The organism is Solimonas variicoloris DSM 15731, assembly GCF_000382285.1.
GTDB classification, from domain to species: Bacteria; Pseudomonadota; Gammaproteobacteria; order Nevskiales; family Nevskiaceae; genus Solimonas; species Solimonas variicoloris.
In genome coordinates this window covers 12,288-38,053 of the sequence record NZ_KB907933.1, presented here as the reverse complement: position 1 = coordinate 38,053, position 25,766 = coordinate 12,288, and the positions used below count along the sequence as shown (strand labels likewise).

General features: G+C 68.7%; 22 protein-coding genes. 17 read left to right on the top strand and 5 right to left on the bottom strand.

Translation table 11 applies throughout. The features are described 5' to 3' along the window. The first annotated feature begins 240 nt into the window (after positions 1-240). The 4 genes from H149_RS0111590 to H149_RS0111570 all read left to right on the top strand — a co-directional run bounded on the left by H149_RS0111590 (position 241) and on the right by H149_RS0111570 (position 5,365). On the top strand, positions 241-2,901 hold the full coding sequence (locus H149_RS0111590) for an AAA family ATPase (protein WP_020649924.1): 2,661 nt from the start codon (positions 241-243) through the stop codon (positions 2,899-2,901). Between the two features lie 546 nt (positions 2,902-3,447). Then, complete coding sequence (locus tag H149_RS0111580; RefSeq protein WP_020649922.1) at positions 3,448-3,939, top strand: VOC family protein; 492 nt, start codon at positions 3,448-3,450, stop codon at positions 3,937-3,939. A gap of 14 nt (positions 3,940-3,953) precedes the next feature. Continuing rightward, positions 3,954-4,607, top strand: coding sequence for a glutathione S-transferase family protein (locus H149_RS0111575; RefSeq protein ID WP_026353100.1), 654 nt, complete (start codon positions 3,954-3,956; stop codon positions 4,605-4,607). Between the two features lie 116 nt (positions 4,608-4,723). After that, entirely contained in the window at positions 4,724-5,365 is a 642-nt protein-coding gene (locus H149_RS0111570) for a hypothetical protein (protein ID WP_020649920.1), read from the top strand. A gap of 154 nt (positions 5,366-5,519) precedes the next feature. Here the strand turns inward: H149_RS0111570 and H149_RS20720 are convergent, their stop codons facing one another. The 4 genes from H149_RS20720 to H149_RS0111550 form a co-directional block, all read right to left on the bottom strand. Beyond that, positions 5,520-5,933, bottom strand: coding sequence for a c-type cytochrome (locus H149_RS20720; protein ID WP_020649919.1), 414 nt, complete (start codon positions 5,931-5,933; stop codon positions 5,520-5,522). Positions 5,934-5,938: 5 nt separating this feature from the next. Continuing rightward, on the bottom strand, positions 5,939-7,504 hold the full coding sequence (locus H149_RS0111560) for an FAD-dependent oxidoreductase (RefSeq protein ID WP_020649918.1): 1,566 nt from the start codon (positions 7,502-7,504) through the stop codon (positions 5,939-5,941). A 386-nt stretch (positions 7,505-7,890) separates the two neighbouring features. Further along, on the bottom strand, positions 7,891-8,052 hold the full coding sequence (locus H149_RS0111555) for a rubredoxin (protein WP_020649917.1): 162 nt from the start codon (positions 8,050-8,052) through the stop codon (positions 7,891-7,893). 21 nt (positions 8,053-8,073) lie between these two features. Continuing rightward, positions 8,074-9,258: a 3-ketosteroid-9-alpha-monooxygenase, oxygenase component gene (locus tag H149_RS0111550; protein ID WP_169518341.1), complete on the bottom strand. Its 1,185-nt coding sequence runs from the start codon at positions 9,256-9,258 to the stop codon at positions 8,074-8,076. A gap of 247 nt (positions 9,259-9,505) precedes the next feature. Here H149_RS0111550 and H149_RS0111545 point away from each other — a divergent pair, with 247 nt between their 5' ends. From H149_RS0111545 to H149_RS0111505, 9 genes are read left to right on the top strand one after another with little or no spacing between them, the layout of a single operon-like run. Then, positions 9,506-10,000, top strand: coding sequence for a hypothetical protein (locus H149_RS0111545; protein ID WP_020649915.1), 495 nt, complete (start codon positions 9,506-9,508; stop codon positions 9,998-10,000). A 28-nt stretch (positions 10,001-10,028) separates the two neighbouring features. After that, positions 10,029-11,531 (top strand): aldehyde dehydrogenase family protein, encoded by a 1,503-nt coding sequence (locus H149_RS0111540; RefSeq protein WP_020649914.1) that lies wholly within the window; start codon positions 10,029-10,031, stop codon positions 11,529-11,531. Positions 11,532-11,574: 43 nt separating this feature from the next. Continuing rightward, positions 11,575-11,901: a 2Fe-2S iron-sulfur cluster-binding protein gene (locus H149_RS0111535; protein ID WP_020649913.1), complete on the top strand. Its 327-nt coding sequence runs from the start codon at positions 11,575-11,577 to the stop codon at positions 11,899-11,901. 60 nt (positions 11,902-11,961) lie between these two features. Beyond that, a complete protein-coding gene (locus H149_RS0111530; protein WP_020649912.1) occupies positions 11,962-12,705 on the top strand; it encodes an SDR family oxidoreductase in 744 nt (247 codons plus the stop codon). A gap of 23 nt (positions 12,706-12,728) precedes the next feature. Next, on the top strand, positions 12,729-13,535 hold the full coding sequence (locus H149_RS20715; protein WP_020649911.1) for an SDR family oxidoreductase: 807 nt from the start codon (positions 12,729-12,731) through the stop codon (positions 13,533-13,535). 20 nt (positions 13,536-13,555) lie between these two features. Then, a complete protein-coding gene (locus tag H149_RS20710) occupies positions 13,556-14,398 on the top strand; it encodes an NAD(P)-dependent oxidoreductase (RefSeq protein ID WP_020649910.1) in 843 nt (280 codons plus the stop codon). Then, a complete protein-coding gene (locus H149_RS20705) occupies positions 14,395-16,320 on the top strand; it encodes a pyrroloquinoline quinone-dependent dehydrogenase (RefSeq protein ID WP_020649909.1) in 1,926 nt (641 codons plus the stop codon). The genes H149_RS20710 and H149_RS20705 overlap by 4 nt, the downstream gene beginning before the upstream one ends. Before the next feature lie 17 nt (positions 16,321-16,337). Further along, positions 16,338-18,062 carry an FAD-dependent oxidoreductase gene (locus tag H149_RS0111510; RefSeq protein ID WP_154654761.1) on the top strand — a complete coding sequence of 575 codons (1,725 nt, stop codon included), beginning with the start codon at positions 16,338-16,340 and terminating at the stop codon, positions 18,060-18,062. 2 nt (positions 18,063-18,064) lie between these two features. Further along, a complete protein-coding gene (locus H149_RS0111505) occupies positions 18,065-18,820 on the top strand; it encodes a TetR/AcrR family transcriptional regulator (protein ID WP_020649907.1) in 756 nt (251 codons plus the stop codon). Between the two features lie 15 nt (positions 18,821-18,835). Here H149_RS0111505 and H149_RS0111500 read toward each other — a convergent pair whose 3' ends face one another. After that, positions 18,836-19,708, bottom strand: a complete 873-nt coding sequence (locus tag H149_RS0111500) for a helix-turn-helix domain-containing protein (protein WP_020649906.1) — start codon at positions 19,706-19,708, stop codon at positions 18,836-18,838. A 288-nt stretch (positions 19,709-19,996) separates the two neighbouring features. Here H149_RS0111500 and H149_RS0111495 point away from each other — a divergent pair, with 288 nt between their 5' ends. From H149_RS0111495 to H149_RS0111480, 4 genes are all read left to right on the top strand, one after another. Continuing rightward, positions 19,997-21,643, top strand: coding sequence for a DUF1302 domain-containing protein (locus H149_RS0111495; protein ID WP_026353098.1), 1,647 nt, complete (start codon positions 19,997-19,999; stop codon positions 21,641-21,643). Between the two features lie 11 nt (positions 21,644-21,654). Beyond that, positions 21,655-23,025 carry a DUF1329 domain-containing protein gene (locus H149_RS0111490; RefSeq protein ID WP_020649904.1) on the top strand — a complete coding sequence of 457 codons (1,371 nt, stop codon included), beginning with the start codon at positions 21,655-21,657 and terminating at the stop codon, positions 23,023-23,025. Between the two features lie 77 nt (positions 23,026-23,102). Next, positions 23,103-24,368, top strand: coding sequence for an MFS transporter (locus tag H149_RS0111485; protein WP_020649903.1), 1,266 nt, complete (start codon positions 23,103-23,105; stop codon positions 24,366-24,368). A 112-nt stretch (positions 24,369-24,480) separates the two neighbouring features. Continuing rightward, a complete protein-coding gene (locus H149_RS0111480) occupies positions 24,481-25,527 on the top strand; it encodes a helix-turn-helix domain-containing protein (RefSeq protein WP_020649902.1) in 1,047 nt (348 codons plus the stop codon). The last annotated feature ends 239 nt before the right edge of the window (positions 25,528-25,766 follow it).

Genomic DNA, 25,766 nt, shown 5'->3' with positions numbered 1-25,766 from the left:
CAGCCCGAAGCGGTCCTTCGGGATTTGGGGGCGAACTGCGTAGATAGACCAGAAGCGGACGATCACTAATGTCGGGGGTGCGACGATTGGACGCTAAGCGGTCGTGCTAGTCAGAATCAGGGGACGCCGGCCGGCAGCCATAGCCCTCCCGTAGCCGGGGACGAGGGTAAAAGTCTCAATCATGCGCCGGAGAGCCGATGAACAGCACTACTGAAAAAACTCGCCTTCACGTTCAACGCCATGGCCCTTCTAGACGACATCCTTGCTTGGTCGAATGACCTTCCTGACTGGCAGCGCGACGCCCTTCGGCGCATCTTTGCGGCCAATGGCCAGCTCACCGAAGAGGACCTGGTCGAGATCAGGGCCATGGTCGCAGGGGTTGCTGACGCCCTCAAGCCGGAGCTGCTGACCAAGGCCCATATCCCCACGATGGGATCAGGCACGTCCACGATTCTTCAGGGCCTCTCGGGCCTAAACAACGTGAACGGCTTCCCTAACGGCCGCCGGCTTGATATAGCCGATAATGGGATCACCGTGATCTTTGGCGAGAACGGCGCAGGCAAGTCCGGCTACGCCCGGGTAATGAAGCGGGCCTGCCGGGCCCGGCACTCAACCCCGGTTCTGGCAAATGCCTTTACCAAGGGGATGCCCGCCCAGCCCGAAGCGACTTTCGCCTACGCATCCGGAGGCAAGAACCACAAGACAATCTGGGTCGAAGGTAACGCCAGCAACGCTGACTTGGCCATGGTGTCGGTTTATGACAGCCACTGCGCTCAGGACTACATCAGCAAAGACGGCCCGTCGATTTTTGTTCCATACGGACTCCATGCCTTGTCTGCGCTGGCAACTGCCCAGCAAGTGATCCAGGAGCAGCTCAATCGCGAGATCGGCGCTATCCATCTCCGAAGCGACCAATTCGCCGCTCTGCAAGGCGCCCACTCTGTCGGAAAAATCATGGCCAAACTGGGCCCGAATACCGACATTGCGGCCTTCGAAGCTTTGGCGAAGCTAACCCCGCAAGAAACCGAGGAGATCAAGGAACTGTCGGCGGCCATTAAGGGCTTGGACGTCGAACCTGAAGCGATCAAGCACGAGCTTCTAGCCCGACGGATTGACCTCCTTAAGAACTTTGCAACCATTGCCGAGCGTTTCGTCTCCGACGCCGCCATGGACAAGTTCGCCGGCTTCGCCCTTGCCGAAGACGCTGCCATCGACGCCGATCGTCTCGCCCAAGGCCTTCTTCGTGGTGATGGCGCCCTCGACGGTCACGCGGGTGGTCTGCTCCCTGAAACCGGCGGAGAAGAATGGAAGGCCTTGTTCAAGGCCGCCCAAGCATTTTCGCTCAAAGCCTACTCCGAGCATGAGGACCACCCGGCCAGCGGCCCGAATGATCAGTGCGTCCTTTGCCAGCAATCTCTTGGAGAGGACGCACAAGCGCGCATGATCCGCTTTAGAAAGTTCGTGGCTGCCGATGCCGCACAGAACTTGGAGAGCGCCCGTAGGGCTGTCACAGAGGCGCGCAAAAAGATCGACGACGCCAACCTTGCCCCAGTAGACGCGCCCACTTTGGCTGAAATCAAGCAAAGTGACGAAGGCCTCGCTGAAGCAGTCAGTGCTCATCAAGCGGCGTGGGTGGCACGCCGTGAATGGATGGCCCAATCTTACATGCTGTCCCACTGGACCGATCCGCGCCCGCCCTTACCCGACGGCGACTCGTTGTCAGTGCGGTTCTCTGCGAAGGCCGCATCCCTCCGCCAACGCGCGGACCAGCTCCGCAAGGCCAAAGATCAAAAGGAGCACGACAATCTCGCGAGCCAGCTGGCCGAGCTCACATCGCGACGCGACCTAAGCGCGCATTTGCCAGCTCTGCGGACCTACATCAGCGCGGCCAAACGCCGAAGCGCACTGGAAGCAGCACGCGACGCACTAAACACTAGGTCCATCTCCACAAAAATAACGAACCTGTCGAGAATTCACGCCACGGACGCGCTGGCGAAGGCATTCAATGATGAGCTAGAAGCCTTGGGCTACCGCCACCGGGTGAAGCCCGTGCTCACTAGCCAGACCAAGGGTGGTCGGAATGTGTATGGCCTAGCCTTGGAGGGCTGTGGTCGCGGCACACATGAAGTGCTCTCGGAAGGTGAGCAGCGGGCCGTCGCCCTCGCCTTCTTCCTGGCAGAAGCCAAGCTTCGTGGGGATAAATCCACCATTGTTTTCGATGATCCGTCCACCTCACTGGATCACTTACACCGACGAAAAATGGCCCAGCATCTGGTCCATCTGTCCAGTACGCGCCCTGTGGTGATCTTCACGCACGACGCCGTCTTCCTGACTACCCTCTTGGGAGAAATCGCCGAGCAGCAGGCCGCAGCAAAGATCCAGACAGTGGAATGGCAAGGGGGAAGCCCGGGCGCTCTCCTCGATGGACTGGCTTGGGAGAGCAAGCCATACGGCGATCAGATGAGGGAGTTGAAGGCCACCTCTGCGCTCATGAAGGCGACCCAAAATCCCTATCCCAACAATGATGACAAGAAGGCTATGCGCGATGCTTACGCGCACATGCGCGGCATGATCGAGCGGGCCATTCGTGAAGTCGTATTGAACGACACCGTTCATCCATTCAGTGACGAGGTTCGGGTCATCCAGGTTGGCGCCATTGCTGGCTTTGAAATCGACGAGTGGCGCAAAATCGTGTCGGTCTACGGCAAGGCCAGCGAGGTAATCGCGGGCCATGACAGCCCGATCGCCGGACAGTATGAAATGCCTAGCCCCCTACACTTCGAGAATGATCTCAATGAACTTGAGACGGTCATGAAGGGGTGTGAGGTTAGGCGCAACGCCTTCAACAAAAAGGAAAGGCAGTTCATGATCGATCTTCGAAACAAAATCCGAAAGTCGTAACCTCAGATCCAGTTAAGTGCGTTTGGCATTCAAACTGCTGAGAGCCTGCTCCCGATCTGTTTAAGACAACACGCCACACATTCCGTATTAATGTCGACAGGCCAGCAACCCAGACGTGGACCTTTTCGATCCATGACATGGTGTGATGGCGTGCAGGCTCCAAGCACAAGCCCATTCACGCCCTACTTCTCAATGTGCCGTACGAGAATCTCTGCTATCGAGACCTCCGGTGACGTGGGCTACACGGATTTGTGAGCACTGAGTCTGCCAACCTTTCGTAATCCTCCGAAGACTACTTTGGTGCGGCTGCAGCCGTTAGCTGCCGAAACGCTGCCGGCCGATTCTGGCGCCGAGCAGCCCTTGAGCCAACGGCCCGACGGGCACTTTGCCCAGGCCGCACTTTTCATTGCCGACGCTGCCTTTGACCTGATCGACGCCCATGCCGCAGCCCTGATGTCGATTTCGGCCCGGCTCGTTCGACGTATCAGGGCGTGGCGCATGGTCATGCCCGTACCGGCCGGTCAGCCGGGGTCAGGAGAGACCAGGATGAGCGTGAAATGCCGCATTGCCCCTTGCCTGTGGTTCGACGGGCAGGCCGAGGCTGCCGCGAGCTTCTATACCGGCATCTTCCCGAACTCGCGTGTTACTGCGACGTCGTATTACACCGAGGCCGGCCGCGAGATTCACGGCCACGCGCCCGGCTCGGTGCTGACGGTCGAATTCGAACTCGACGGCCAGCATTTCACCGCGCTCGACGGCGGCCCGCAGTTCCATTTCAATGAAGCGATCTCGTTCCAGATCGAATGTGTCTCGCAGGACGAGATCGACCGCTATTGGCAGGCGCTGGCGGCGCATGGCGGCAGCGCGGGGCAGTGCGGCTGGCTGAAGGATCGCTACGGCGTGTCCTGGCAGGTGGTGCCGGCCGAGTTGCTGAAATGGATTACCGGCACGCCGGCCGCGGCCGAGCGCGTGATGGCGGCGCTGATGCCGATGCAGAAGCTCGATCTCGCGGCGCTGCGCCGCGCCTACGCTGGCTGAGGAAAGGAATGCCGATGTCCCTCCAACTTTACGCACACCCGTTCTCGTCGTACTGCCACAAGGCGCTGATCGCCCTTTACGAGAACGGCACGCCGTTCGAATACCGCCAGGTCGGCACGCCGGCCATCGACGCCGAACTGGCGGCGCTGTGGCCGATCAAGCGCTTTCCGCTGCTGGTCGACGACGGCCGGGCGGTGCTCGAATCGACGATCATCATCGAGCACCTGCAGCGCTTTCATCCGGGACCGGTGCCGCTGATCCCGGACGACCCGCAGGCGGCGCTCGACGTGCGGATGATGGATCGCTTCTTCGACAACTACGTCATGACGCCGCAGGGGCGCGTCGTCTACAACGCGCTGCGCCCCGAGGCCCATCGCGATCCGTACGGCGTCGACGAGGCGCGGCGGATGCTCGAAACCTCGTACGCCTGGCTCGACGGCGTGATGGCGAAGCGCACCTGGGCGGCGGGCGAGACCTTCAGCCTCGCCGACTGCGCGGCGGCGCCGTCGCTGTTTTACGCCGACTGGACGCACGCGATCGATTCGAAGTTCGCCAACGTGATCGCCTATCGCCGGCGCCTGCTGGCACGGCCGTCGTTCGCGCGCTGCGTCGATGAGGCGCGGCCTTACCGCTCGTACTTTCCGCTCGGCGCGCCGGACCGCGACTGAGACAGGTCGGCGCGTTGCGCCGCGTTGCCCGCGCGGCCGCTGCCCGGCGCCCGTCCGGTGGCCGCGCGCCGGCGCGGCTTGCTATGGTCGGCCGGCCTCGCTCCTTTCGAACGCCCATGGACCTCGCCGCGCACGCGCCGATCCCGTTGCTGCTCAAGCTCGGCTACACCGCCTTCATGGCGGTGCTGCTGCCGGTCTACCTGCGCCGCTACGGGCCGACCAACTTCCTCTATTTCTGCGACGTCGCGCTGCTGTTCACGCTGGCCGGCGTGTGGACGGAGAACGCGCTGCTGCTGTCGATCCCGACGGTCGGCATCCTGCTGCCGCAGATGTTCTGGCTGCTCGATTTCGCGGTGCGCCTGGCCGGCGGACGCCTGAGCGGGATGACCGACTACATGTTCGACCGCCAGCGCTCGCGTTTCCTGCGTGGCCTGTCGCTGTTCCACGGCTGGCTGCCGCTGCTGCTGCTGTGGCTGCTGACGCGCACCGGCTACGATCCGCGCGCGCTGCCGGTCTGGACCGCGATCGCCACCGTGCTGGTGCTGGTCTGCTATTTCTTCATGCCAACGCCGTCGCCACCGTCGACGCGGCGCGGCCTGGCGCCGATCAACATCAACTACGTCTACGGCCTTTCCGACGACGCGCCGCAGCGCTGGATGCCGGCCTGGGCCTGGCTGCTGATCGCGCTCATCGGCTTTCCGCTGCTGCTGTACCTGCCGGCGCATCTGCTGCTGCGGCACTTCTACGCGCTGCCGTGAGCGCGGCGGCCAGGGCAGGTCTGAGCAAGTCCCTATGCCGTCATCGCGAGGCGCCGCGGGCGACGAAGCCATCCAGCAGCGCCCTGCGCCGGCGCAGTATCCGGATCGCCGCGGCCTGCGCTACCTCGCGATGACGGATGGATTCAGAGCTTCCTTAATCGTGGAACTGCTGCAGATAGGCGATGAGGTCGGCGCGCTCCTGCGGCGTGGTCGCGAAGACGACCATCGTGCTGTCGGGCAGGAAGGTCTTCGGGTTGGCGAGCCAGAAGTCGAGCAGCTGCGGCGTCCACACGAAGCCGGCGTTCTTCATCGTCTCCGAGTAGTACGCATAGCCTTCGCGCGTGCCGGCTTTGCGGCCGAAGATGGCGTAGAGGTTCGGGCCGTTGTGGTTGCCGTAGGCCTTCTCCGGATAGTGGCAGGTGCGGCACTGGAAGAAGACCTTGCGGCCGCGCGCCGCGTCGCCGGCGACGGCGCCGTCATCCGGCGCGCCGGCGGAGGCGGCCGTGGCCGGCAGCGCGGCGCCGAGCGTGGCGGCGAGCAGGAGCGTTTTCACGAGCGGATGGTTCATGGGCTTCAGGCCTTGCGCTGTGCGGCGTGGCGGCCGGCGCGGCGGCCGAAGAAGCTGGCGTCGCCGACCGAGATGCCGCTGCCGATGTACGGGGCGACCGGGATGCTCGCCGCCGTGCGGCCGGCGGCGTAGAGGCCGGGAATCGGATCGCCGAAGGCGCCGATGACGCGCGCGTCGACGTCGGTCTGCAGGCCGCCGAAGGTATGCACCGGCGCGAACACGTTCTGCACCGAGAGGTCGTAGGCGGTGTACGGCGCGCGGCCCAGCGGCGCGACGAACTTCGCCGCCTTGTGCAGCAGCGGGTCCGCGCCGTCGCGCGCGTGTGCGTTGTAGTAGTCGACGCTCTGCACCAGCGCGCCCGGAGGCATGTCGAGGCGCGTTTCGAGCTCGGCGATGCTCGGCGCGGTGGCCGCGACCGGCAGGCGGAAGTCGTCCCACTTGTAGGCGATCGCATCGTCGGCGATCAGCCAGGCGCGGCCGTCCTGGTGGAAGGCGATCTCGTGGCCGAGCAGGCCGTAGTAGCCGTCCTCCGGCACGAAGCGCTGGCCGCGCGCGTTGACGATGATGCCCTTGACGATGTCCTCGGGCGGGTAGATCGGAATGACGACGAAGCCGTGATGCATGCGCTGTACGGCGCCGCCGACCGCCATGCCCATCAGGATGCCGATGCCGAGGTCGCCGCCGCGCCCCCACGGCGCGGAACACGCGTACAGCTCGGGCGCGAAGCGCTGCACCATCTCGCGGTTGTGGATGAAGCCGCCGGCGGCGAGCACCACGCCGCGGCGCGCGCGGATCGCCAGCGTCTTCGGGCTGCCCGGCACGCGCTCGTCGACGACCATCGCGCCGGCGATGCTGCCGTCGGCTTCGACGATCAGGCGCTCGGCAGAATGGCGCGTGCGCAGCTGCGCGCCGGCGCGCTGCGCGGCGTCGAGCAGCGCGTGCATCAGATCGCGGCCGCCGATCAGGTGCGGCGACGGCGGCACGTGGCCGCGCGGCGCCGGGCGGATGCGCTCGCGGAACGGCCAGACGCGCTCGCTGCCCGAGTAGTACAGCGAGCCGTCCGGAATCGAGATCTCCTTTTCGTCGGAGAACTTCTGCGCGTAGACCACGCCGTTGCCGACCAGCCAGTCGAAATGCTCGACGCTGCCCTCGCAGTAGCGCTGCACTTTTTCCGGCGAGGCGTGCAGGCCGCTGGCGGCGATGATGTAGTCGTGCATCGCCTCGACGCTGTCCTCGAAGCCGAGCGCCTTCTGCAGCGCGGTGCCGCCGCCGAGGTAACAGACGCCGCCGGAAATGCTCGACGAGCCGCCGGGTACCTGGAACTTTTCGAGCACCAGCACCTCGGCGCCGGCGCGGCGCGCGTCGATCGCCGCGGCGATGCCGCCGGCGCCGGAGCCGACCACGAGCACGTCGGTGCTCGCGTCCCAGTGCCGCGTTTCGCGGCGCGGCACCGGCGCGGCGGCGGCGAGATCGAAGCTCGCGGCGCCGGCCGCCGCGCCGGCCGAAGCCAGCGCCAGGCGGCGCAGGAAGGCACGGCGCGGCGCGTCAGGGGCAGGGGAGGGGTCGTTCATGCGCGCTCCGGCGATGAGGGTTCTGAAGGATCGGCTCGGGCCTGCCGGCGCGGCCGCGTACCACGGGATCGGCGCAGGCGCGCCACTGCGCGCACGGCACTCGGGAAGCACTGAAAAGATCCATCGTCATGGCGAGGCGCCGCAGGCGACGAAGCCATCCAGCCGCGCACGACGCCGGTGGCGTCCCTGGATCGCCACGGCCGCTGCGCGGCCTCGCGATGACGGCGTTCTGCAGACCTTCCCCGGGGAAGGTCTGAATAAGCCCTGCTCCGTCTTGGCGAGGCGCCGCAGGCGACGAAGCCATCCAGCAATGCCCTGCGCAAGCGATGCGTCTGGATCGCCGCGGCCGGCGCAGCCTCGCGATGACGGCGTTCTGCAGACCTTCCCTAGGCGATCCGTTCGAAGCTGTCCTTGGCCGCGCCGCAATCCGGGCAGACCCAGTCCTCCGGCACGTCTTCCCAGCGCGTGCCGGGCGCGATCCCGCGCTCCGGGTCTCCTGCGGCTTCGTCGTAGACATCGCCGCAGATCGTGCACTCCCACTTCGCCATCGGCTTCGTCCTTTCGCAGGGTCAGGCCAGCGCCTCGTCCTGGGCGGCGACGACCTCGGCGCGGCGGTCGCGCAGGTCGTGCACGGTCCAGTGGTGGTTGTTGTTGCGAAACGGTGCCGGCAGATCCTTGCGGTCGGTGTAGAACTGCGCGTACCAGCGCCGCAGCTTGGCGATCGGCCCGTCGTTCGCGCACAGCGTCGGCTCCGGACGGTAGAGCTTGCGCTCCCAGATGTAGACGTCTTCCATGAAGGCGTCGTACGAGGCCTCGCAGTAGCCCTGCGCCGCGGTTTCGAGCGCTTCCGGCGGAAACTCGGCGGCGTTGGCTTTGACGATGACGCCGAACCAGTATTCCAGCGTGTTCTCGTCGACCGGGCACCAGGCGGTGAGGATCGCCGAGTCGAACAGCCGCGAGTCCTGCGTCTGCCAGGTGTACTGGTACGCGGGGCCGTAGGTCACAGAGCGCACGTAGAGCTTGTCGTCCCGGACGTCGGCGGCCAGACGCGTGTGCGTGCCCCACATCAGCTCGCCGGTCATGTGGCCGTTCCAGATCGGCAGCCAGCGGTCGACATCGTAGCCGTGGATCGGCAGCAGATGGCCTTTGTCGACGGTGTTCTCGATCACCTCGCGCGGATGCGTCTTGATGGTGATGCGGAAGCGCCGCCAGCCGCGCGTCCAGCCTTTCGAATCGACTGCATCGGCCGGCGAGTAATCGGCGAGCGGCGGGATCTCGTAGTCCGGCGGGCCGAGTTCGGGATCGAACCAGATCAGCACCGTGTCGTTCATCTCGCGCGTTTCGAACGCGCGCGTCTTCGCCCGGCCCGGGATCTTGTCGCAGTACGGAATCTTCACGCACTGGCCGCCGCCGTCGTACTGCCAGTTGTGGAACGGGCACTGCAGCGCGTTGCCGATGACCTTGCCGGCCGACAGATCGGCGCCGAGATGCGGACAGAACGCATCGAGGCAGCGAACCCGGCCGTCGTCGCCGCGATAGAACGCCAGGCGCATGCCGAAGTAGTCGCGCGGCACCACCTGGCCCTGCGGGAACTCGTCGCTCCAGCCGACCATGTGCCAGCCGCGCGCATAGCGCGGCGCGCCGTCGGCGAGGCGCGGGATGGTCTGCAGGTTGCGCTGCACGGTCGAGGCCGACGACTGCTTCAGGGTATCCGCGGCGTAGTTCAGATCGCCGCCATGCCGATTGCCTTCCATCTTCGTCTCCGTCTGCACGGTGGCCGCGTGGCCGCCGGATGTCGCACAAAACATTGCAAGCGCATGGTTTGCAACTCGTCCTCCAAACGGGGGATGAATGCGTATCGGCGTCGGCGTGAATCTTCGGCCGACGTCATCGCGAGGCGCCGCAGGCGACGTGCCGGATCTGGCTGCGGACTGGATGGCTTCGCTGCGCTCGCAATGACGGGCCTTCATTGGGGTTTACAGGAACAGGGAGAAGCGCCGCATGTCACGCTGGCTGGACCGACTGCTGATCATGCTGTTCCTGTTCACCAGCTTCATGTCGCTGGTCTACGCGCCGCTGTTCGTGTTCGGCTGCGGCTGGGACGGCCTGAAGCTCGGCATCGATGGGCCTTGCGGCGCGAGCTGGATCGGCCGCGCCTGGCTCGGCTACGTGCAGGTCGAGCCGATCTACGTCGACGCGCCGCTGTGGCTGCGCCTCGTCAACGAGCTCGACATGTTCTTCTTCTCGTGGTTCTACGTGCTGTCGCTGATCGTCTTCGCCGCCGGACGTCAGGATCGCCGCTGGTATCGCGGCCTCGCGACCTTCATGGCCGGGATGATGACGTACGCGATCGGCTTCTATCTGATCTGGGAGCTGCTGACGTATCGCCAGACCGGCGCGCAGATCGTGCCGGTGGTGATCTTCAACGGCCTGTGGCTGGTCATCTTCGGCCTGCTGATGCTGCGCCTGCACCTGCTGCGGCCGCGCGCCGCCTGATCCGTCCACCGCCTCCGGAGTTCCCGCCATGAACCTGGACCCCACCGCCGCGCCGGCCGCGGCGTCCGCCACCGCCGGCGAAGCGCGCCTGCTGATCGACGGCCGCCTCGTCGCGGCGCGCTCCGGCAGGCGTTACGCCAACGTCGATCCGGCCACCGAGGCCGTGATCGGCGAGGTCGCCGACGCCGGGCTCGACGATGCCGAGCTGGCGATCGCCGCCGCGCGCCGCGCCTTCGACGCCGGCGTCTGGGCCGCCGACCGCGCGCTGCGCCGGCGCTGTCTGATGCAGCTGCGCGACGCGCTGCGCGCCAGCGCGCCCGCGCTGCGCGCGCAGGTCGTCGCCGAAACCGGCGCGCCGATGGCGATCACCGAGAACGGCCCGCAGGGCGACGGCCCGATCGGCATCCTCGATTACGTGATCGAGCTGATGGCGCGCTACGCCTGGGACAGCGAGCTGCCGGTCACCGCCAACATGGGCGTGCCGAGCCGGCGCCTCGTCTGGCGCGAGCCGGCCGGCGTGGTCGCCGCGATCTCGCCGTGGAACTTCCCGTTCCAGATCAACATGGCGAAGGTCGTGCCGGCGCTGGCCGCCGGCTGCACGGTGGTGCTCAAGTCGGCGCCCGAGACGCCGTGGACGGCGACGCTGCTCGGCAAGCTCGTCGCCGAGCAGACCGACATCCCGGCCGGCGTGTTCAACGTGCTGACCTCGTCCGATCCGGCCGCGATCGGCGAGAAGCTGTGCCGCGATCCGCGCATCGACATGATCTCGTTCACCGGCTCGACGCCGACCGGCCGCCGCATCATGGCCGCCGCCGCCGAAACCGTGAAGAAAGTCTTCCTCGAACTCGGCGGCAAGTCGGCGAACATCATTCTCGACGACGCCGATTTTTCGACGGCGCTGCTGTCCGGGCTCGGCGTCTGCTACCACGCTGGCCAGGGTTGCGCGCTGCCGACGCGCATTCTGCTGCCGAAGTCGCGCTACGAAGAAGGCATCGAAACGCTCAAGGCGATGTTCGCGTACGTGCGGCCGGGCGACCAGTACGCGCCGCAGCAGATCATGGGGCCGCTGGTCAGCGAGCGGCAGCGGCGCCGCGTGCTCGACTACATCGAGACCGGCCGGCGCGAGGGCGCGCGCCTGGTCTGCGGCGGCGGCGTGCCGGCCGGCCTGACGCGCGGCTACTGGGTCGAGCCGACGCTGTTCGCCGACGTGCGCAACGACATGCGCATCGCGCAGGAGGAAATCTTCGGCCCGGTGCTGGTGGCGATCCCCTATGACGACGACGACGACGCGGTGCGCATCGCCAACGACTCGATCTACGGCCTGTCGGGCGCGATCGTCTCCGCCGATGCCGGGCGCGCGCTGCGGCTGGCGCGGCGCATCCGCACCGGCACGCTGAACGTCAACGGCGCGAACTTCTTCGCGCCCGACGCGCCGTTCGGCGGCTACAAGCAGAGCGGCATCGGCCGCGAGATGGGCGTGCAGGGCTTCGAGGAATACCTGCAGATCAAGACCGTGGCGGTGCCGGCCTGAGTTTCGGCCGCAGCGCACACAGGCATCGGAGAGAGACGAAGCGATGGTTGCGATCACCTATATCGAGCACGACGGCACGCGCCACACGGTCGACGTCGATCCACAGATGAACCTGATGGAAGGCGCGACGCTGAACATGGTGCCGGGCGTCGTCGGCATGTGCGGCGGCATCTGCTCCTGCGCGACCTGCCACTGCTACCTGCCGGCGGAGTGGATCGAGCGTCTGCCGCCGCCGGCCGACGGCGAGCGGCAGATCCTCGACGGTCTGGCGCTGCGCCGGTCGAACAGCCGGCTTGGCTGCCAGATCGCGATCAGCGCCGCGATGGACGGCCTCGAAGTCGGCTTGCCTGCCGACGGCAACGCCGGCTGAGCCAGCCGCAGCCTTCTGACAAGACGACACGACGGATACCGCAACGAGGAAACGCGACGCATGGACTTCAAGGACAAGGTGGTCATCGTCACCGGCGCCGGCCAGGGCATCGGCGAGGGCTATGCGCGCGGCCTGGCCGGGCTCGGCTGCGCGGTCGTCGTCGCCGACATCAACGCGGCGCAGGGCCGGCGCGTCGCTGAGGCGATCGGCCAGGCCGGCGGCAAGGCGCTGTTCGCCGCCGTCGACGTGTCCAGCGAGGCCTCGGCGCAGGCCCTCGCGCGGCAGGCGGTCGACGCGTTCGGTGGCATCGACTATCTGGTCAACAACGCCGCGCTGTTCGGCTCGCTGGAGTTCAACCCGCTGATGAGCGTCGATCTCGGCTACCTGAACAAGGTGATCGCCGTGAACATGCTCGGCGCGGTGGTGATGACGCGCGCCGTCGCGCCGTATCTGAAACGCGGCGCGGCGATCGTCAACCAGTCCTCGACCGCGGCCTGGATGAACATCGACTACTACTCGATCACCAAGCTCGCGGTGAACGGCATCACCTGCGTGCTGGCGCGCGAGCTCGGGCACAAGGGCATACGCGTCAACGCCATCGCGCCCGGGCCGACCGACACGCAGGCGCTGCGCGACAAGGTGCCGCAGCCGTATCTCGACGCGATGGTGGCGCAGATGCCGCTCGGCCGGCTCGGCACGCCGGACGATCTGCTCAAGGCGCTGCTGTTCCTGCTGTCCGACGACGCCGACTGGGTCACCGGTCTGGTCATGAACGTCGACGGCGGCCAGCTGATGCGCGCCTGACGCGCGCCACGGAGAACGAAGACATGAACGCATCGCGCGTGCAGGACCAGGTCATCGTCGTCACCGGCGCGTCCAAGGGCATCGGCCTGGCGACCGCCCGCGCGCTCGCCGCGCGCGGCGCCCGCGTCGCGCTGCTCGCGCGCGGTGAGGCGGCGTTGCAGGAAGCGCTGGCCGGCTTCGATCCGGACCGCGCGCTGGCGCTCGCCGTCGACGTCAGCGACCGCGCCGCGCTGGCCGGCGCCTTCGCCGCCGTCGTCGCGCGCTGGGGCCGGCTCGACGGTCTGGTCAACAACGTCGGCTTCCAGTTCGCGCGCCGCATCGAGCAGATGCCGGAGGACGAGGTGCGCAAGCTCGTCGACCTCAATTTCCTCAGCGCCGTGTTCGCCTGCCAGCTGGCGATCGCGCCGCTGCGCGCGGCCGGCGGCGGCCGCATTGTCAATCTGTCGTCGGCCAGCGTGCGCCACGACAACGAGTTCGCGCACATGGCGCTGTACTCGGCGGCCAAGGCGGCGCTCGACCAGTTCACGCGCGAGCTGCGCGGCGAGGTCAAGCGCGACGGCATCATGGTCACGCTGTTCAGCCCCGGCGCGGTGGCGACCGGCAGCGTCGCCAACTTCGATCCGGCGGCGCTGCCGGAAGCGATGGCGGCCTGGCTCGAGAAGGGTCCGCAGTTCGACGGCGCGGTACAGCCGGACGTGGTCGGCGAGGCGATCGCCAACTGCTTCGAGCTGCCGCCGGGCGTCGCCATCGAGTTCATCGAGCTGCGGCCGAACGTGCCGACGCCGAAGCTGCTCGAAAGCGACTGGAAGCCGGAACAGGTCGCCGGCTGAAGCCGGATCGGAGCATCGCGATGGGTATCGGCTTCATCGGTCTCGGCAACATCGGCAAGCCGATGGCGCGGCACCTGCTCAAGCTCGGCGAGCCGCTGTACGTGCACGATCTGGCGCCGGCGCCGCTCGCCGAGCTGGTCGCGCTCGGCGCGCAGGCGGCGCCGCCGCGCGAGCTGGCTGCGCAGTGCCGCATCGTCGGCCTGTGCGTGCGCGACGATGACGACGTCGAGGCGCTGCTGTACGGCGCCGACGGCCTGCTCGAGCATTTGCGTCCCGACGCGATCGTCGCCGTGCACAGCACGGTGACGCAGGCGGCGCTGCTGCGCTGGGCGGGCGAGGCCGAGGCGCGGCGCGTTCACGTCGTCGACGCGCCGATCACCGGCGGTGCCGCCGGCGCCGAGGCGGCGACGCTGTGCGCGATGGTCGGCGGCAGCGACCGGCTGCTCGAACGGCTGCGGCCGGTGCTGTCGGCCTGGGCGGGCAAGATCGTGCACGCCGGGCCGCTCGGCTGCGGCATCGCCCTCAAGCTCTGCAACAACCTGATGAGCTACGCCGCGTTCGCGGCGCTCGACGAGGGCACGCGTCTGGCGCGCGCCGCCGGTCTCGATCCGCGGCTGCTGATCGAGGTCGGCCGCGCCAACGGCGTGGTCACGCCGCAGATGGAAGCCTTCCACGGCAATCGCGAGGCGCTCGCGGCACGCGGCGGCGACGCGCGGCGCCAAGCCTTCGGGCCGTTCGCGGCACTCGCCGCCAAGGACCTCGACGCGGCGCTGCAGAGCGCGGTGGCGCTCGGCGTCGAGCTGCCGGCGACGGCGCGGCTGCGCACGCTGATCGAGCGCGTGTTCGCCGGCGACGCGACATGAGGCGCCTGCTCGCCGCACTCGCGCTGCTCTGCGTCGCCGCCGGCGCCCGTGGCGAGGAAACGGCGCAGTGGCCGCAGATCGGCAACACGCCGGGCGGCCAGCGCTATTCGCCGCTCGCCGACATCCGCGCCGACAACGTGCGCCGGCTCAAGCCGAAGTGGACCTACCGGCACGGCGATTTCTCGAAGGGCAATGCCGTGCACGGCGCGACCGCGTTCGAGGCGACGCCGCTGATGATCGACGGCACGCTGTATTTCTGCACGCCGTACAACCGCATCGTCGCGCTCGACGCCGAGACCGGCCGCGAGCGCTGGACGCACGATCCGAAAGTCGATCTCCGCGGCGTCTACGCGCCGGTCTGCCGCGGCGTCGCCTACTGGCGCGACGCCTCCGCGGCGGCCGGCGCGGCCTGCGCCGAGCGCATTTACGAGGCGACGCTTGACGCGCGTCTGCTCGCCGTTGACGCGCGCAGCGGCAAACCCTGCGCCGGCTTCGGCCGCGACGGCGGCGTCGATCTCAGGCTGGGACTCGGCGCGCTGCGCGAGGCCGAGTACTACGCGACCTCGGCGCCGCTGCTGATCGACGATCTGGTCGTCACCGGCGCCTTCGTCAAGGACGGCCAGCGCACGAACGCGCCGGGCGGCGGCATCCGCGCCTGGGACGCGCGCAGCGGCGCGCTGCGCTGGGTCTGGGACTCGGTGCCGCCGACGATGAAGGCGGTGACGGCCGCCGACATCGCGCGCGGCGCGACGCTGACGCCGGGCACGCCGAACGCCTGGGCGCTGCTGTCGTCCGATCCGGAGCATCACCTGATCTTCGTGCCGACCGGCAGCGCCGCGCCGGACCACTACGGCGGCGCCGAGCGCCGCGATCTCGACTACTACGGCGAGTCGGTCGTCGCGCTCGATGCGCGCAGCGGCCAGTCGGCCTGGCACTTCCAGACCGTGCACCACGATCTGTGGGACTACGATCTCGCCGCGCAGCCGGTCACCTATCTGCACCGCGGCCGCACGCCGGCGCTGATCGCCGCGACCAAGCTCGGCTTCGTGTTCCTGCTCGACCGTCTCAGCGGCCGGCCGCTGTTCCCGGTCGAGGAGCGGCCGGTGCCGGCGTCGACGGTGCCGGGCGAGTACGTCTCGCCGACGCAGCCGTTTCCGACCCGGCCGGCGCCGCTGCATCCGCTGCACCTGCAGCGCGACGCGCTCTGGGGTCTGACCTTCTGGGACAAGGGCAAGTGTCAGGCCGCGTTCGACGCGCTCGACTATCGCGGCGTGTTCACGCCGCCGTCGCTGCAGGGCACGCTCGAATATCCGGGCCTCGGCGGCGGCATCAACTGGGGTTCGGTGTCGGTCGATCCGGTGCGGCGGCGCATGATCGTCAACCTGCAGGTCGCGCCGTTCGTGATCCGACTGGTGCCGCGCGCGCAGTACCGCGGCGCCGGCGACGGCAGCGATCTGGTCGGCGTCAATCCGCAGGAAGGCACGCCGTACGTGGTCGAGCGCGCGCCGTTCCTGTCGCCGCTGAAGACGCCGTGCGTGCCGCCACCGTGGGGCAGGCTGGTGGCGATCGACCTCGACAGCGGCGAACGGCTCTGGGAGCGGCCGCTCGGCAATCTGCACGGCATGGCGCCGTTCGGCGACCGCTTCGAGACCGGCACGCCGAACTCGGGCGGCTCGATGCAGACCGCCGGCGGCCTGGTCTTCGTCGCCGCGACGATGGACCGCTACCTGCGCGCCTTCGACGCCGCCGACGGCCGCGAGCTGTGGCGCGACGTGCTGCCCTACGCCGGCACCGCAGTGCCGATCAGCTATCGCGTGCGTGCCGGCGGCCCGCAGTATCTGGTGATCGCGGCCGGCGGCCATGGCGCACTCGGCACCGAAGTCGGCGACGCGGTCGTCGCCTACACGCTGGACGGACGATGACGCGCGCGGAGCCGCCGATGGATGCACAGCATGAAACCGATCTCGTCGTCGTCGGCTCCGGCGCCGGCGCGCTGACCGCGGCACTGCGCGCCGCGCACGCCGGCGCCCGGGTGCTGATCGTCGAGAAGGCCGCGCAGTACGGCGGCACCTCGGCGACTTCCGGCGGCGGCCTGTGGATTCCGGCCAATCACCTGATGGCCGACTGCGGCATCGACGACAGCGAGGACGAGGCGCTGCAGTACCTGCGGCAGCTGCTCGGTGACACCGTGCCGGACGCCAACGTGCGCGCCTTCGTGCGTCACGGCCGGCGCATGCTGCGCTGGCTGTGCGCGCACAGCCGCGTCGCCTATCAGGCGATGGCCTACTACGCCGATTACTACCAGCATCTGCCCGGCGCCAAGAGCGGCGGCCGCTCGGTCGATCCGCTGCCGTACGACGCGCGCGCGCTCGGCGCGGACTTTCTCGATCTGCAGGAGCCGCACCGGCAGACGCGCGTGCTCGGCCTGATCGGCTACAGCAACACCGAGGGCGCGATCCTGCTCAGCAAGTCGCCCGGCTGGTGGCGGCTGCTGCTGAAGCTGGTCGCCGTCTACGCCCTCGACCTGCCGTGGCGGCTGCGCTCGCGACGCTCGCGGCGCCTGACGATGGGCAACGCGCTGATCGGCCGTCTGCGCCGCTCGCTGCTCGATCTCGGCGTGCCGATCTGGCTGCGCGCGCCAGTCACGCGCCTGCTGACCGACGCGCACGGCGCCGTCACCGGCGTCGAGATCGAGCGCGGCGGCCGCTGCGAGACGATTCGCGCGCGGCGCGGCGTGATCCTCGGCAGCGGCGGGTTCGAGCACAACCAGGCGCTGCGCGAGCGCTACCTGCCGCAGCCGACCGATGCGCGCTGGTCGGCGGCGAGCCCGCACAACACCGGCGATCTGCTGCTCGCGGCGCAGGCGATCGGCGCCGGCACGCGCCTGCTCGACGAAGCCTGGTGGGGGCCGACGATGCACATCGCCGGCGAGGATCGCGCGCGCATGCTGTTCACCGAGCGCTCGATGCCGGGCGCGATCGTCGTCAACGCGCAGGGGCGGCGCTTCTTCAACGAATCGGTCGCCTACACGACCGCGGTGCAGGCGATGTACGGCGCCGGCAACCTGCCGGCCTGGCTGATCTTCGACGCGCGCTATGCCCGCGAGTATCCGTTCGGCCCGCTGCTGCCCGGCGGCATGCATCTGAACTGGCTGCAGCCGCGGCGCATCCGCCGCGGGTTGCTGACGCGCGCCGCGACGCTGCGCGAACTGGCCGGCCGGCTCGGCATCGACGGCGACGGTCTTGCCGCCACGGTCGCGCGCTTCAACGGCTTCGCGGCGGCCGGCCGCGACGAGGATTTCCAGCGCGGCGAGAATCCCTACGACCGGCTCTACGGCGACGTGCGCGTGCAGCCGAATCCCTGTCTGGCGCCGCTGACGGAGGCGCCGTACCACGCGCTGCAGATCCATCCCGGCGACATCGGCACCAAGGGCGGGCTGGCGACCGACGCGCAGGCGCGCGTGCTCGACACGCAGGGCCGGCCGATCGCCGGCCTGTACGCGGTCGGCAACGTCGCCGCCTCGGTCACCGGCCGCTGGTATCCGGGCGCCGGCGCGACGCTGGGGCCGGCGATGACCTTCGGCTTTCTCGCCGCCGAGCACGCCTGCGCCGATCTGGTGGACAATCGCGCCCCCGATTCCGAGCGCATCACGTCCCCCGCCTGAAGATGGCCAAGCCTGCCCCCGGCGCGCGTCCGCGCGCGAAGACCGCCTCGCCCCAGCAGCAGACCGCGGTTCGCAAGACCGCGCCCAAACCGCCCGCGAAGAAAGCCGCGGTTCGCAAGACTGCGACCCGGGCGGCGGCGCCCCGCGCCACCGCGGCCGGCGATGCCCCGCTCGGCCGCCAGGCGCAGAAAGCGCAACTGGCGCGCGACAGGATCATCGGCGCCGTCATCGCGCTGATCAAGGAAGGCGGCTTCGCCAACGCCACCGCCAGCCGCATCGCCGCGCGCGCCGGCATGACCTGGGGCGCCGCCCAGCATCACTTCGGCGCCAAGGAAGACATCCTCGACGCGATCCTGGAAATGTCGCACCGGCAGTTCTCGGCGCGGATGAGCGATCCGGCGCTGCGCGGCGGCGCGCTGGCCGGCCGCGTCGACCGCTTCGTCGAGCTGATGTGGGTGCACTACCAGGACGACCTTTATCTGGTCGCGCTGGAAATCCTGCTGGCGATGCGCGGCTTCCAGCGCGCCCGGCCGAGCCGCGCCGAGGAGCGCCACATCCGCGCCCACCAGAAGCTGATGCGCGAGATCTTCAGCGACTCGACGCTCGACGACGTGCAGTTGCGCGAGGCGATGACCTTCGTGCACTGCTTCCTCACCGGACTGTCGGTCGAGCACGTCTTCGAGCGCAAGCTGCGCCACGTCGATCGCCACCTGCAGCGCATCAAGCAGGCGCTGCTCGGCATGGTCGGCGGGCGCTGAGGGCGCGCCGCCTCTTCAGGACTGCAGCCGCCGGCGATATTCGCGCGGGCTGATGCCGACGATGCGCCGGAACGCGTTGCTGAACTGGCTCTGATCGTAGAAGCCGAGCGCCTGCGCGATCTCCGACAGCGAGCGCTCGTGGCGCGCCAGCTGGGCCTTGGCGCGCTCGATGCGCGTGCGCAGCACGTACTGGTACGGCGGCAGGCCGACGCTGTGCTTGAAGCGGCGGCAGAAGGTGGCGACGCTGAGATCGAGCAGTTCGGCCAGCTCGTCGAGCGCGAGCTTGTCGGCGAGCCGCGCGTCGATCAGTTCCAGCGCGCGCTTGAGCTGCGCCGGCGTCAGTTTGCGGCGGTCGTCGTCGGCGACGCGCGTGCTGCAGTAGCGGCGCAGATAGTGCCAGGCGACGGCGCGTGCGATGTGGCCGGCGAACAGGCCGTCGTCCGGCGTCGACAGCGCCAGGCTGTGCTGCAGCGCGAGGATGCTGTGGCGCAGCGTCGCGTCCTCGGCGATCAGCAGCTCGCCGCGGTTCGGATAGACGACGCGGCCCGGCGCCAGCTCGTCGAGCACCGCCGGATGGATCTCCAGCATCATCGTGCTCATGCGGCCGCGCCACGCGCCGCGCCAGACCGAGCCGGGCGGGCTGATGGTCAGGCGTTCGCCGGCGACGCCGTAGGCCTGACCCTTGCGCGGCGAAACGGTGATGCCGCCGGACAGCGGCACCCAGAAGCACAGATGCGCGGGCGCGGTGGAGTAGTCGACCTCGGAATCGCGCAGCTCGATCACCGAGCCGCGCGCGCCGCAGCGGCGCGGATCGCCGGCCGCGACGACGGTGGCGACGGTATGGAAGGACGGTGAAACCGCGCTGCTCGGGATGGCCGGCATCGTCATCGGCGAACCTCCACACGGGAATGCGCACGAGCCTAGCGCGGCCCGGGTCGGCCGATGTCATCCGGATAGCGTAGATCGGCGGGCCGGACGAGCGGTGATGACGCTCCGCCGTGCGGTAGCTGACAGCACGAAAAAAACGACAAGTCGCGACGGATTCACCAAGAAATCGGCGGCCCCGAACGCGCACGCTCGGCAGGTCGTCCACGCCGCGCCGATGGTGCGCTGCATCGAAGACGACCCGCGGCGCAGACCGCGGCACAAGCAACGCGAACGTGCGGAGGAGAGAACATGGCAGTGAGAAGGCACAAGCGCGCCGGCCGGGGCGCGGGCGTCGGCGTGGGCATCGTCGCCGCGCTGGCGGCGGCGCCGGCCTGGGCCGGCAGCGTCGACCTCGGCTCGGGCTTCACGCTCGACTACCTGGCGAACCTGACCTACAGCCTGGCGGTGCGCGTCGACGATCCGGACGCCAAGCTGATCTCGAACGTCAACGGCGACGACGGCGACCGCAACTACGACAAGGGCGCGCTGATCAACAACCGCCTGGCGCTGCTTGCCGAAACCAATTTCCGCTATCGCCGCTACGGCGTGTTCGTGCGCGGCAGCGCGTTCTACGACGACGTCTACTTCCACAAGAACGACAACGACTCGCCGGCCACCATCAACCGCACCGGTGACTACGACCAGTTCACCGGCTCGGCGCGCGACTACCTCGGCAAGCGCGCGCGCCTGCTCGACGCCTACGCCTACGGCAACTTCTCGATCGGCTCGACCGCGCTCGACGTGCGCGTCGGCAATCAGGTGGTGTCGTGGGGCGAGAGCCTGTTCTTCCCGAACATGAGCGGCGCGCAGGCGCCGGCCGACGCGACCAAGTCCAACGTGCCGGGCACCGAGGTCAAGGAGATCCTGCTGCCGACCGGCCAGATCTACGCGCAGTGGGGCCTCACCGACCGCTTCAGCGCGATGGGCTACTGGCAGTGGGAATGGAAGGGCACCGAGCTCAATCCGGTCGGCGGCTACTTCAGCACCAGCGACGTCACCGGCCCCGGCGCCACGTTCCTGCGCGTGCCGCAGCTCGAACCGCTCGATCCGGTGCTGGCCCTGTTCGGCCTGTCGAGCAAGGTGCCGCGCGGCCGCGACCTCGAACCGGACGACAGCGGCCAGTGGGGCGCCGGCCTGCGCTATCTGTTCGGCGAGGCGACCGAAGTCTCGGCCTACCACATCCGCTATCACGACAAGAATCCGGTCGGTGCGACGACCACGACCACGGCGGTGACGATTCCCGGCGTCGGCACGCTGGCGATCCCGAGCCAGTACCAGATCGTCTACACCGACGACATCAAGATGTCGGCGCTGGCGCTGTCGAGCGAAGTGTTCGGCGCGGCGATCGGCGCCGAGGTGAGCCTGCGTCAGGACGCCGGCCTCAACGTCAACGTCGGCACGTCGCCGGTGCCGACGCGCGGCGACGTCTGGCAGGGCAACCTCAACGTCACCAAGCTGCTGCTGCCGACGGCGCTGTGGGACAGCCTGACGCTGCTCGGCGAAGTCGGCTACGTGCACGTGCAGGACGTTGACGCCATCGTCGTGCCGGACGGCATGGGCGGCAGCATGCGCTTCGAGCAGATCAGCAACACGCGCGACGCCACCGCCATCCAGTTCCTCGCCCAGGCTGGCTACAAGCAGGTCTTCGCCGGCTGGGACTTCACGCTGAGCCTGGTCAACGGCTACGACATTGCCGGCAAGTCGGCGATCGGCGGCGCGCTCGGCAGCTACACCGGCAAGGGCGACATTCGCTACGCGGTCGGCGGCACGCTCAAGTATCTCAACAACCTCGAACTCGGCCTGACCTACAACGGCTATGCCGGCGGCGCGAGCCTCGAAAACCGCACGCTCGCCGACCGCAGCTACGCCGCGTTCAACGCCAAGTACAGCTTCTGAGGAGACGCACCATGACGATTCGCATCCCCTGCGCGCGCGCCCTCGCTGCGGCGATCCCGCTCGCGTTCAGCCTCGCCGCGCACGCGGCGGTCTCCGCCGACGAGGCCAAGGCCCTCGGCACCACGCTCACGCCACTCGGTGCCGAGAAGGCCGGCAATGCCGACGGCAGCATCCCGGCCTGGTCCGGCAAGTGGCTCGGCGTGCCGCCGCAGGTGCAGTACGACGGCAAGCGCAACGCCGATCCGTATCCGGGCGAGAAAGCGCTGTTCACGATCACCGCGCAGAACCTCGCGCAGTACGCCGACAAGCTCAGCGAGGGCCAGAAAGCGCTGTTCGCGAAGTATCCGCAGACGTACAAGATGAACGTCTATCCGACCCATCGCGACTTCCGCTACGAGGACCGCGTCTACGAGAACGTCAAGCTCAACGCGACCAGCGCCCAGCTGAGCAACGACGGGCTGACGCTCAAGGGCGCCTACGGCGGGCCGGCGTTCCCGATCCCGAAGGACGGCAGCGAGGTGCTCTACAACGTCATGTCGGTGGTCTCCGGCTGGATGTACGAGGCGCCGAACGTCGGTGCCTACGTGCAGCCGAACGGCAGCGTCGCCTGGTCGCGCACCGAGCTGGTCGCCTACAACCGCTACATCAAGGGCGACGATCGCGCCAACTGGGACGACGGCGTCTACTCGACGAGCATCAGCACGCAGAAGGCGCCGCCGCGCGACGCCGGCAAGATCACCTTCACCGTCAACTCGTTCGACTTCATCGGCTTTCCGCGCCAGGCCTGGCAGTACGATCCGGGCTCGCGGCGCCTGCGCAAGTCGCCGGACGTCGGCTACGACTACCCGATGGATTCGGGCCCGCGCGTGGTCGACGAGCAGAACGGCTTCAACGGCTCGCCGGAGCGCTTCAGCTGGAAGCTGATCGGCAAGCGCGAGGTCTACGTGCCGTACCACACCAACCGGCTCGAAGATCCGGCGATGAAGTACGCCGACCTGATCTCGACGCGCGGACATCCGAACCCGGAGCAGATCCGCTACGAGCTGCACCGCGTCTGGGTCATCGAAGGCACGCTCAAGCCGGGCACGCGCCACGTCTACGGCAAGCGCCGCATGTACATCGACGAGGACAGCTGGCACATGCTGCTGGCCGACAACTACGACACGCGCGGCCAGCTCTGGCGCGCGGCGATGAACTGCCCGACCTACGCCTACGACGGCAAGTTCTACTACCTCAACGCCAGCATCTATCAGGACCTGTTCGCCGGCTCGTACAGCGCCGAGAACATCACCAGCGAGGAACCGAGCTCGTCGCGCTTCAACCGCCGCGAGCCGCGGCCGGGCGAGTTCACCACCGACGGCGTGCGCCGCGGCGGCACCTGAGCGGTCTTCCGCGCGGACGGCGCCGGCACGAGATGCGCGCCGGCGCCGTCCGTCCCGGACACACGGGAGCGACAGCGATGCATGCGAACGCAGGGCCGCGCGGCACGCGGATCTTCGCCGGCTGGTGGGTGCTGGCCGCCGCCTTCGTCGGCGAGATGCTGGCGATCGGCAGCACGATCTACGCCTTCGGCCTGTTCGTGAAGCCGATCTGCGAGGTCTTCGGCATCAGCCGCGCGAGTGCCAACAACGGCATGCTGCTGTTCTACGTCGGCATGGGTCTGTCGGCGCCGCTGCTCGGGCGCTGGATGGACCGCCATTCGCTCCGCCGCCTGATGATCGCCGGCGCGCTGGCGATGGCGGCCGGCATGCTGATCGTCGCCAGCAGCAACTCGATCGTCGTGATCGCGCTGGCGATCGCGCTGCTGATCGCGCCGGGCTCGGTGGCGATCGGCCCGCTGGTCGCCAACACCCTGGCGACGCGCTGGTTCGTGCGCCATCGCGGCAAGGCGCTCGGCGTCGCCGCGGTGGCGACCTCGATCGGCGGCAGCGTGATCGTGCCGCTGATGGCCTTCGTGCTCGCCGCGCACGGCTGGCGCGCGGCGCTGCTGGTGCAGGCGGCGCTGATCGCGGCGCTGATGCCGCTGCTCGCCTGGCTGGTGATCCGCGACCGCCCGCAGGAGCGCGGCCTGCATCCGGACGGCGACGCCGCGGCCGTTGCCGGCGCCGCGCTCGACGGGCCGCTGTGGACCACGCGCGCGCTGCTCGCCGAGCGCAGCTTCTGGTGCATCGGCCTGTCGGTTGCGCTGGTGTTCGCGACCAATCAGGCGCTGCTGGTGTCGCTGGTGCCGTACGCGACCGACGCCGGCATTGGCCTGGCGCAGGCGACGCTGCTGATGTCGGCGATGGCGTTCTGCTCGGTGCTCGGCAAGCTGCTGTTCGGCGCGCTTGCCGACCGCGTCGACAAGCGCTGGCTGCTGCTGGTGGTCGCCGCCTGCATGATCGTGCTGCTGCTGGCGCTGATCGCGCAGCCGCCGTTCCCGCTGCTGCTGGTGCTGTGCTGCCTCGCCGGCATCGCCACCGGCGGCGAGCTGCCGCTGTGGGCGGCGCTGGTCGCCGAACGCTTCGGCGCGCGCTCCTTCGGCGGCGTGCTCGGCCTGATGAATCCGCTCAACATGCTGGTCACGCTGCTCGCCGTGCGCTTCGTCGGCCAGGCCTTCGACGCGCGCGGCGATTACACGCTGGCGTTCCAGGTCTTCATCGGCGCGATGCTGCTGGCGGCGCTGCTGGTGCTGCTGATCCCGCGCCGCGCGCCGCCGCGCGCGGCGCTAGGCGATCCGGCCTGAGCCGGCGCTTGCCGGAACGCCGGCCATCATCCGTTTGCAGCAGGCGGCGCCACGCAGGCGCCGCCTAGGCTGCTCCGGCGTTCGCTCCCGACGTCCGCCGTCCCGTTCCGCCATGCCAGCACCGGGCCTGATCAACCGTTATGCGCGCACGCTGATCCGCAGCGCGGCGCGCCGCGGCTACGGCGAGCGCACGATCTGCGAGGCGATCCCGATCGCGCCGGCGCTGCTGCGCGACGAGCGTGAGCCGATCGACGTGCAGACCTTCTTCCGCGTGTCGCGCAACCTCAAGTTGCTGATGGCCGACGAGTTCTGCGGCTTCACGCGCTCGCCGTGCCCGCTCGGCACCTTCGAGATGATGTGCGAGGGTACGGTCACCGGCGGTGCGCTCGGCGCGACGCTGCAGCGCGCCTTCGCCTTCTACGCGAGCCAGACGCCGGACATCCGTTTCGAGCTGCAGCCGCATGGCGAGCTGGCGGCGATCGAGATGCACATCGCGCAGCCGCGGCTCGATCCGCAGGGCTTCCTCAACGAGTGGTGGTTCATGCTGTGGACGCATCTCGCCGGCTGGCTGATCGGCGAGGAGATTCCGGTGGTCGCCGCCGACTTCGCGCACGCGCGCGTCGGCAGCCCGGAGGAATACTCGGAGATGCTCAGCGGCCTGTGCCGCTTCTCGCAGGTGCAGCCGCGCCTGCTGCTGCCGCTGCGCTACCTCGATCGGCCGGTCGTGCGCAGCCGCGCCGATCTCAACGGCTTCATGGCGCCGAAGGATCTCGACCGCGCGGCGCTGTACGGCGGCCACCTGTCGTTCAAGTCGCAGCTCAAGGCGCGGCTCAAGGCCCAGCTCGAAGCGCTGCAGACGCTGCCGTCGATCGAGGACGCCGCCGGCGCGCTGCACCTGAGCAGCCAGACCCTGCGCCGGCGCCTGCAGGCCGAGTGTTCGAGCTATCGCCTGGTCAAGGAGGAAGTGCGCTGCGAGCTGGCGATGAAATGGCTGCACGCCGGCGAGCTGCCGATCGGCGAGGTCTCGCTGCGTGCCGGCTTCGCCGAGCCCAACGGCCTGACGCGCGCGCTGAAGACCTGGACCGGCCTGTCGCCGCTCGACGTCCGTCGCGGCGCCGAACCTGCGCTGCGTGCGCCGGAACTGGTGCGCCTGCGCTGAGGGCGGGGGTTCAGCGCTGACGGATGCGGGTCGCGTCGGATTCCTTGAACACCGGAATCGCCTCGGTCGGCGTGAACATCACCAGTGGCAGGATGCGGCTCGTCGAAGCCTGATAGGTATCGCGATGAAGAAGGCCGGCGCTTCATGCGCCGACCATCAGCTCCATCTGAGCGGCGCTGCGCGAGCGTCGCAACATTTCCGGCTGACCGCTATGTGCCAGAAGCGATCGTTCAACGCTC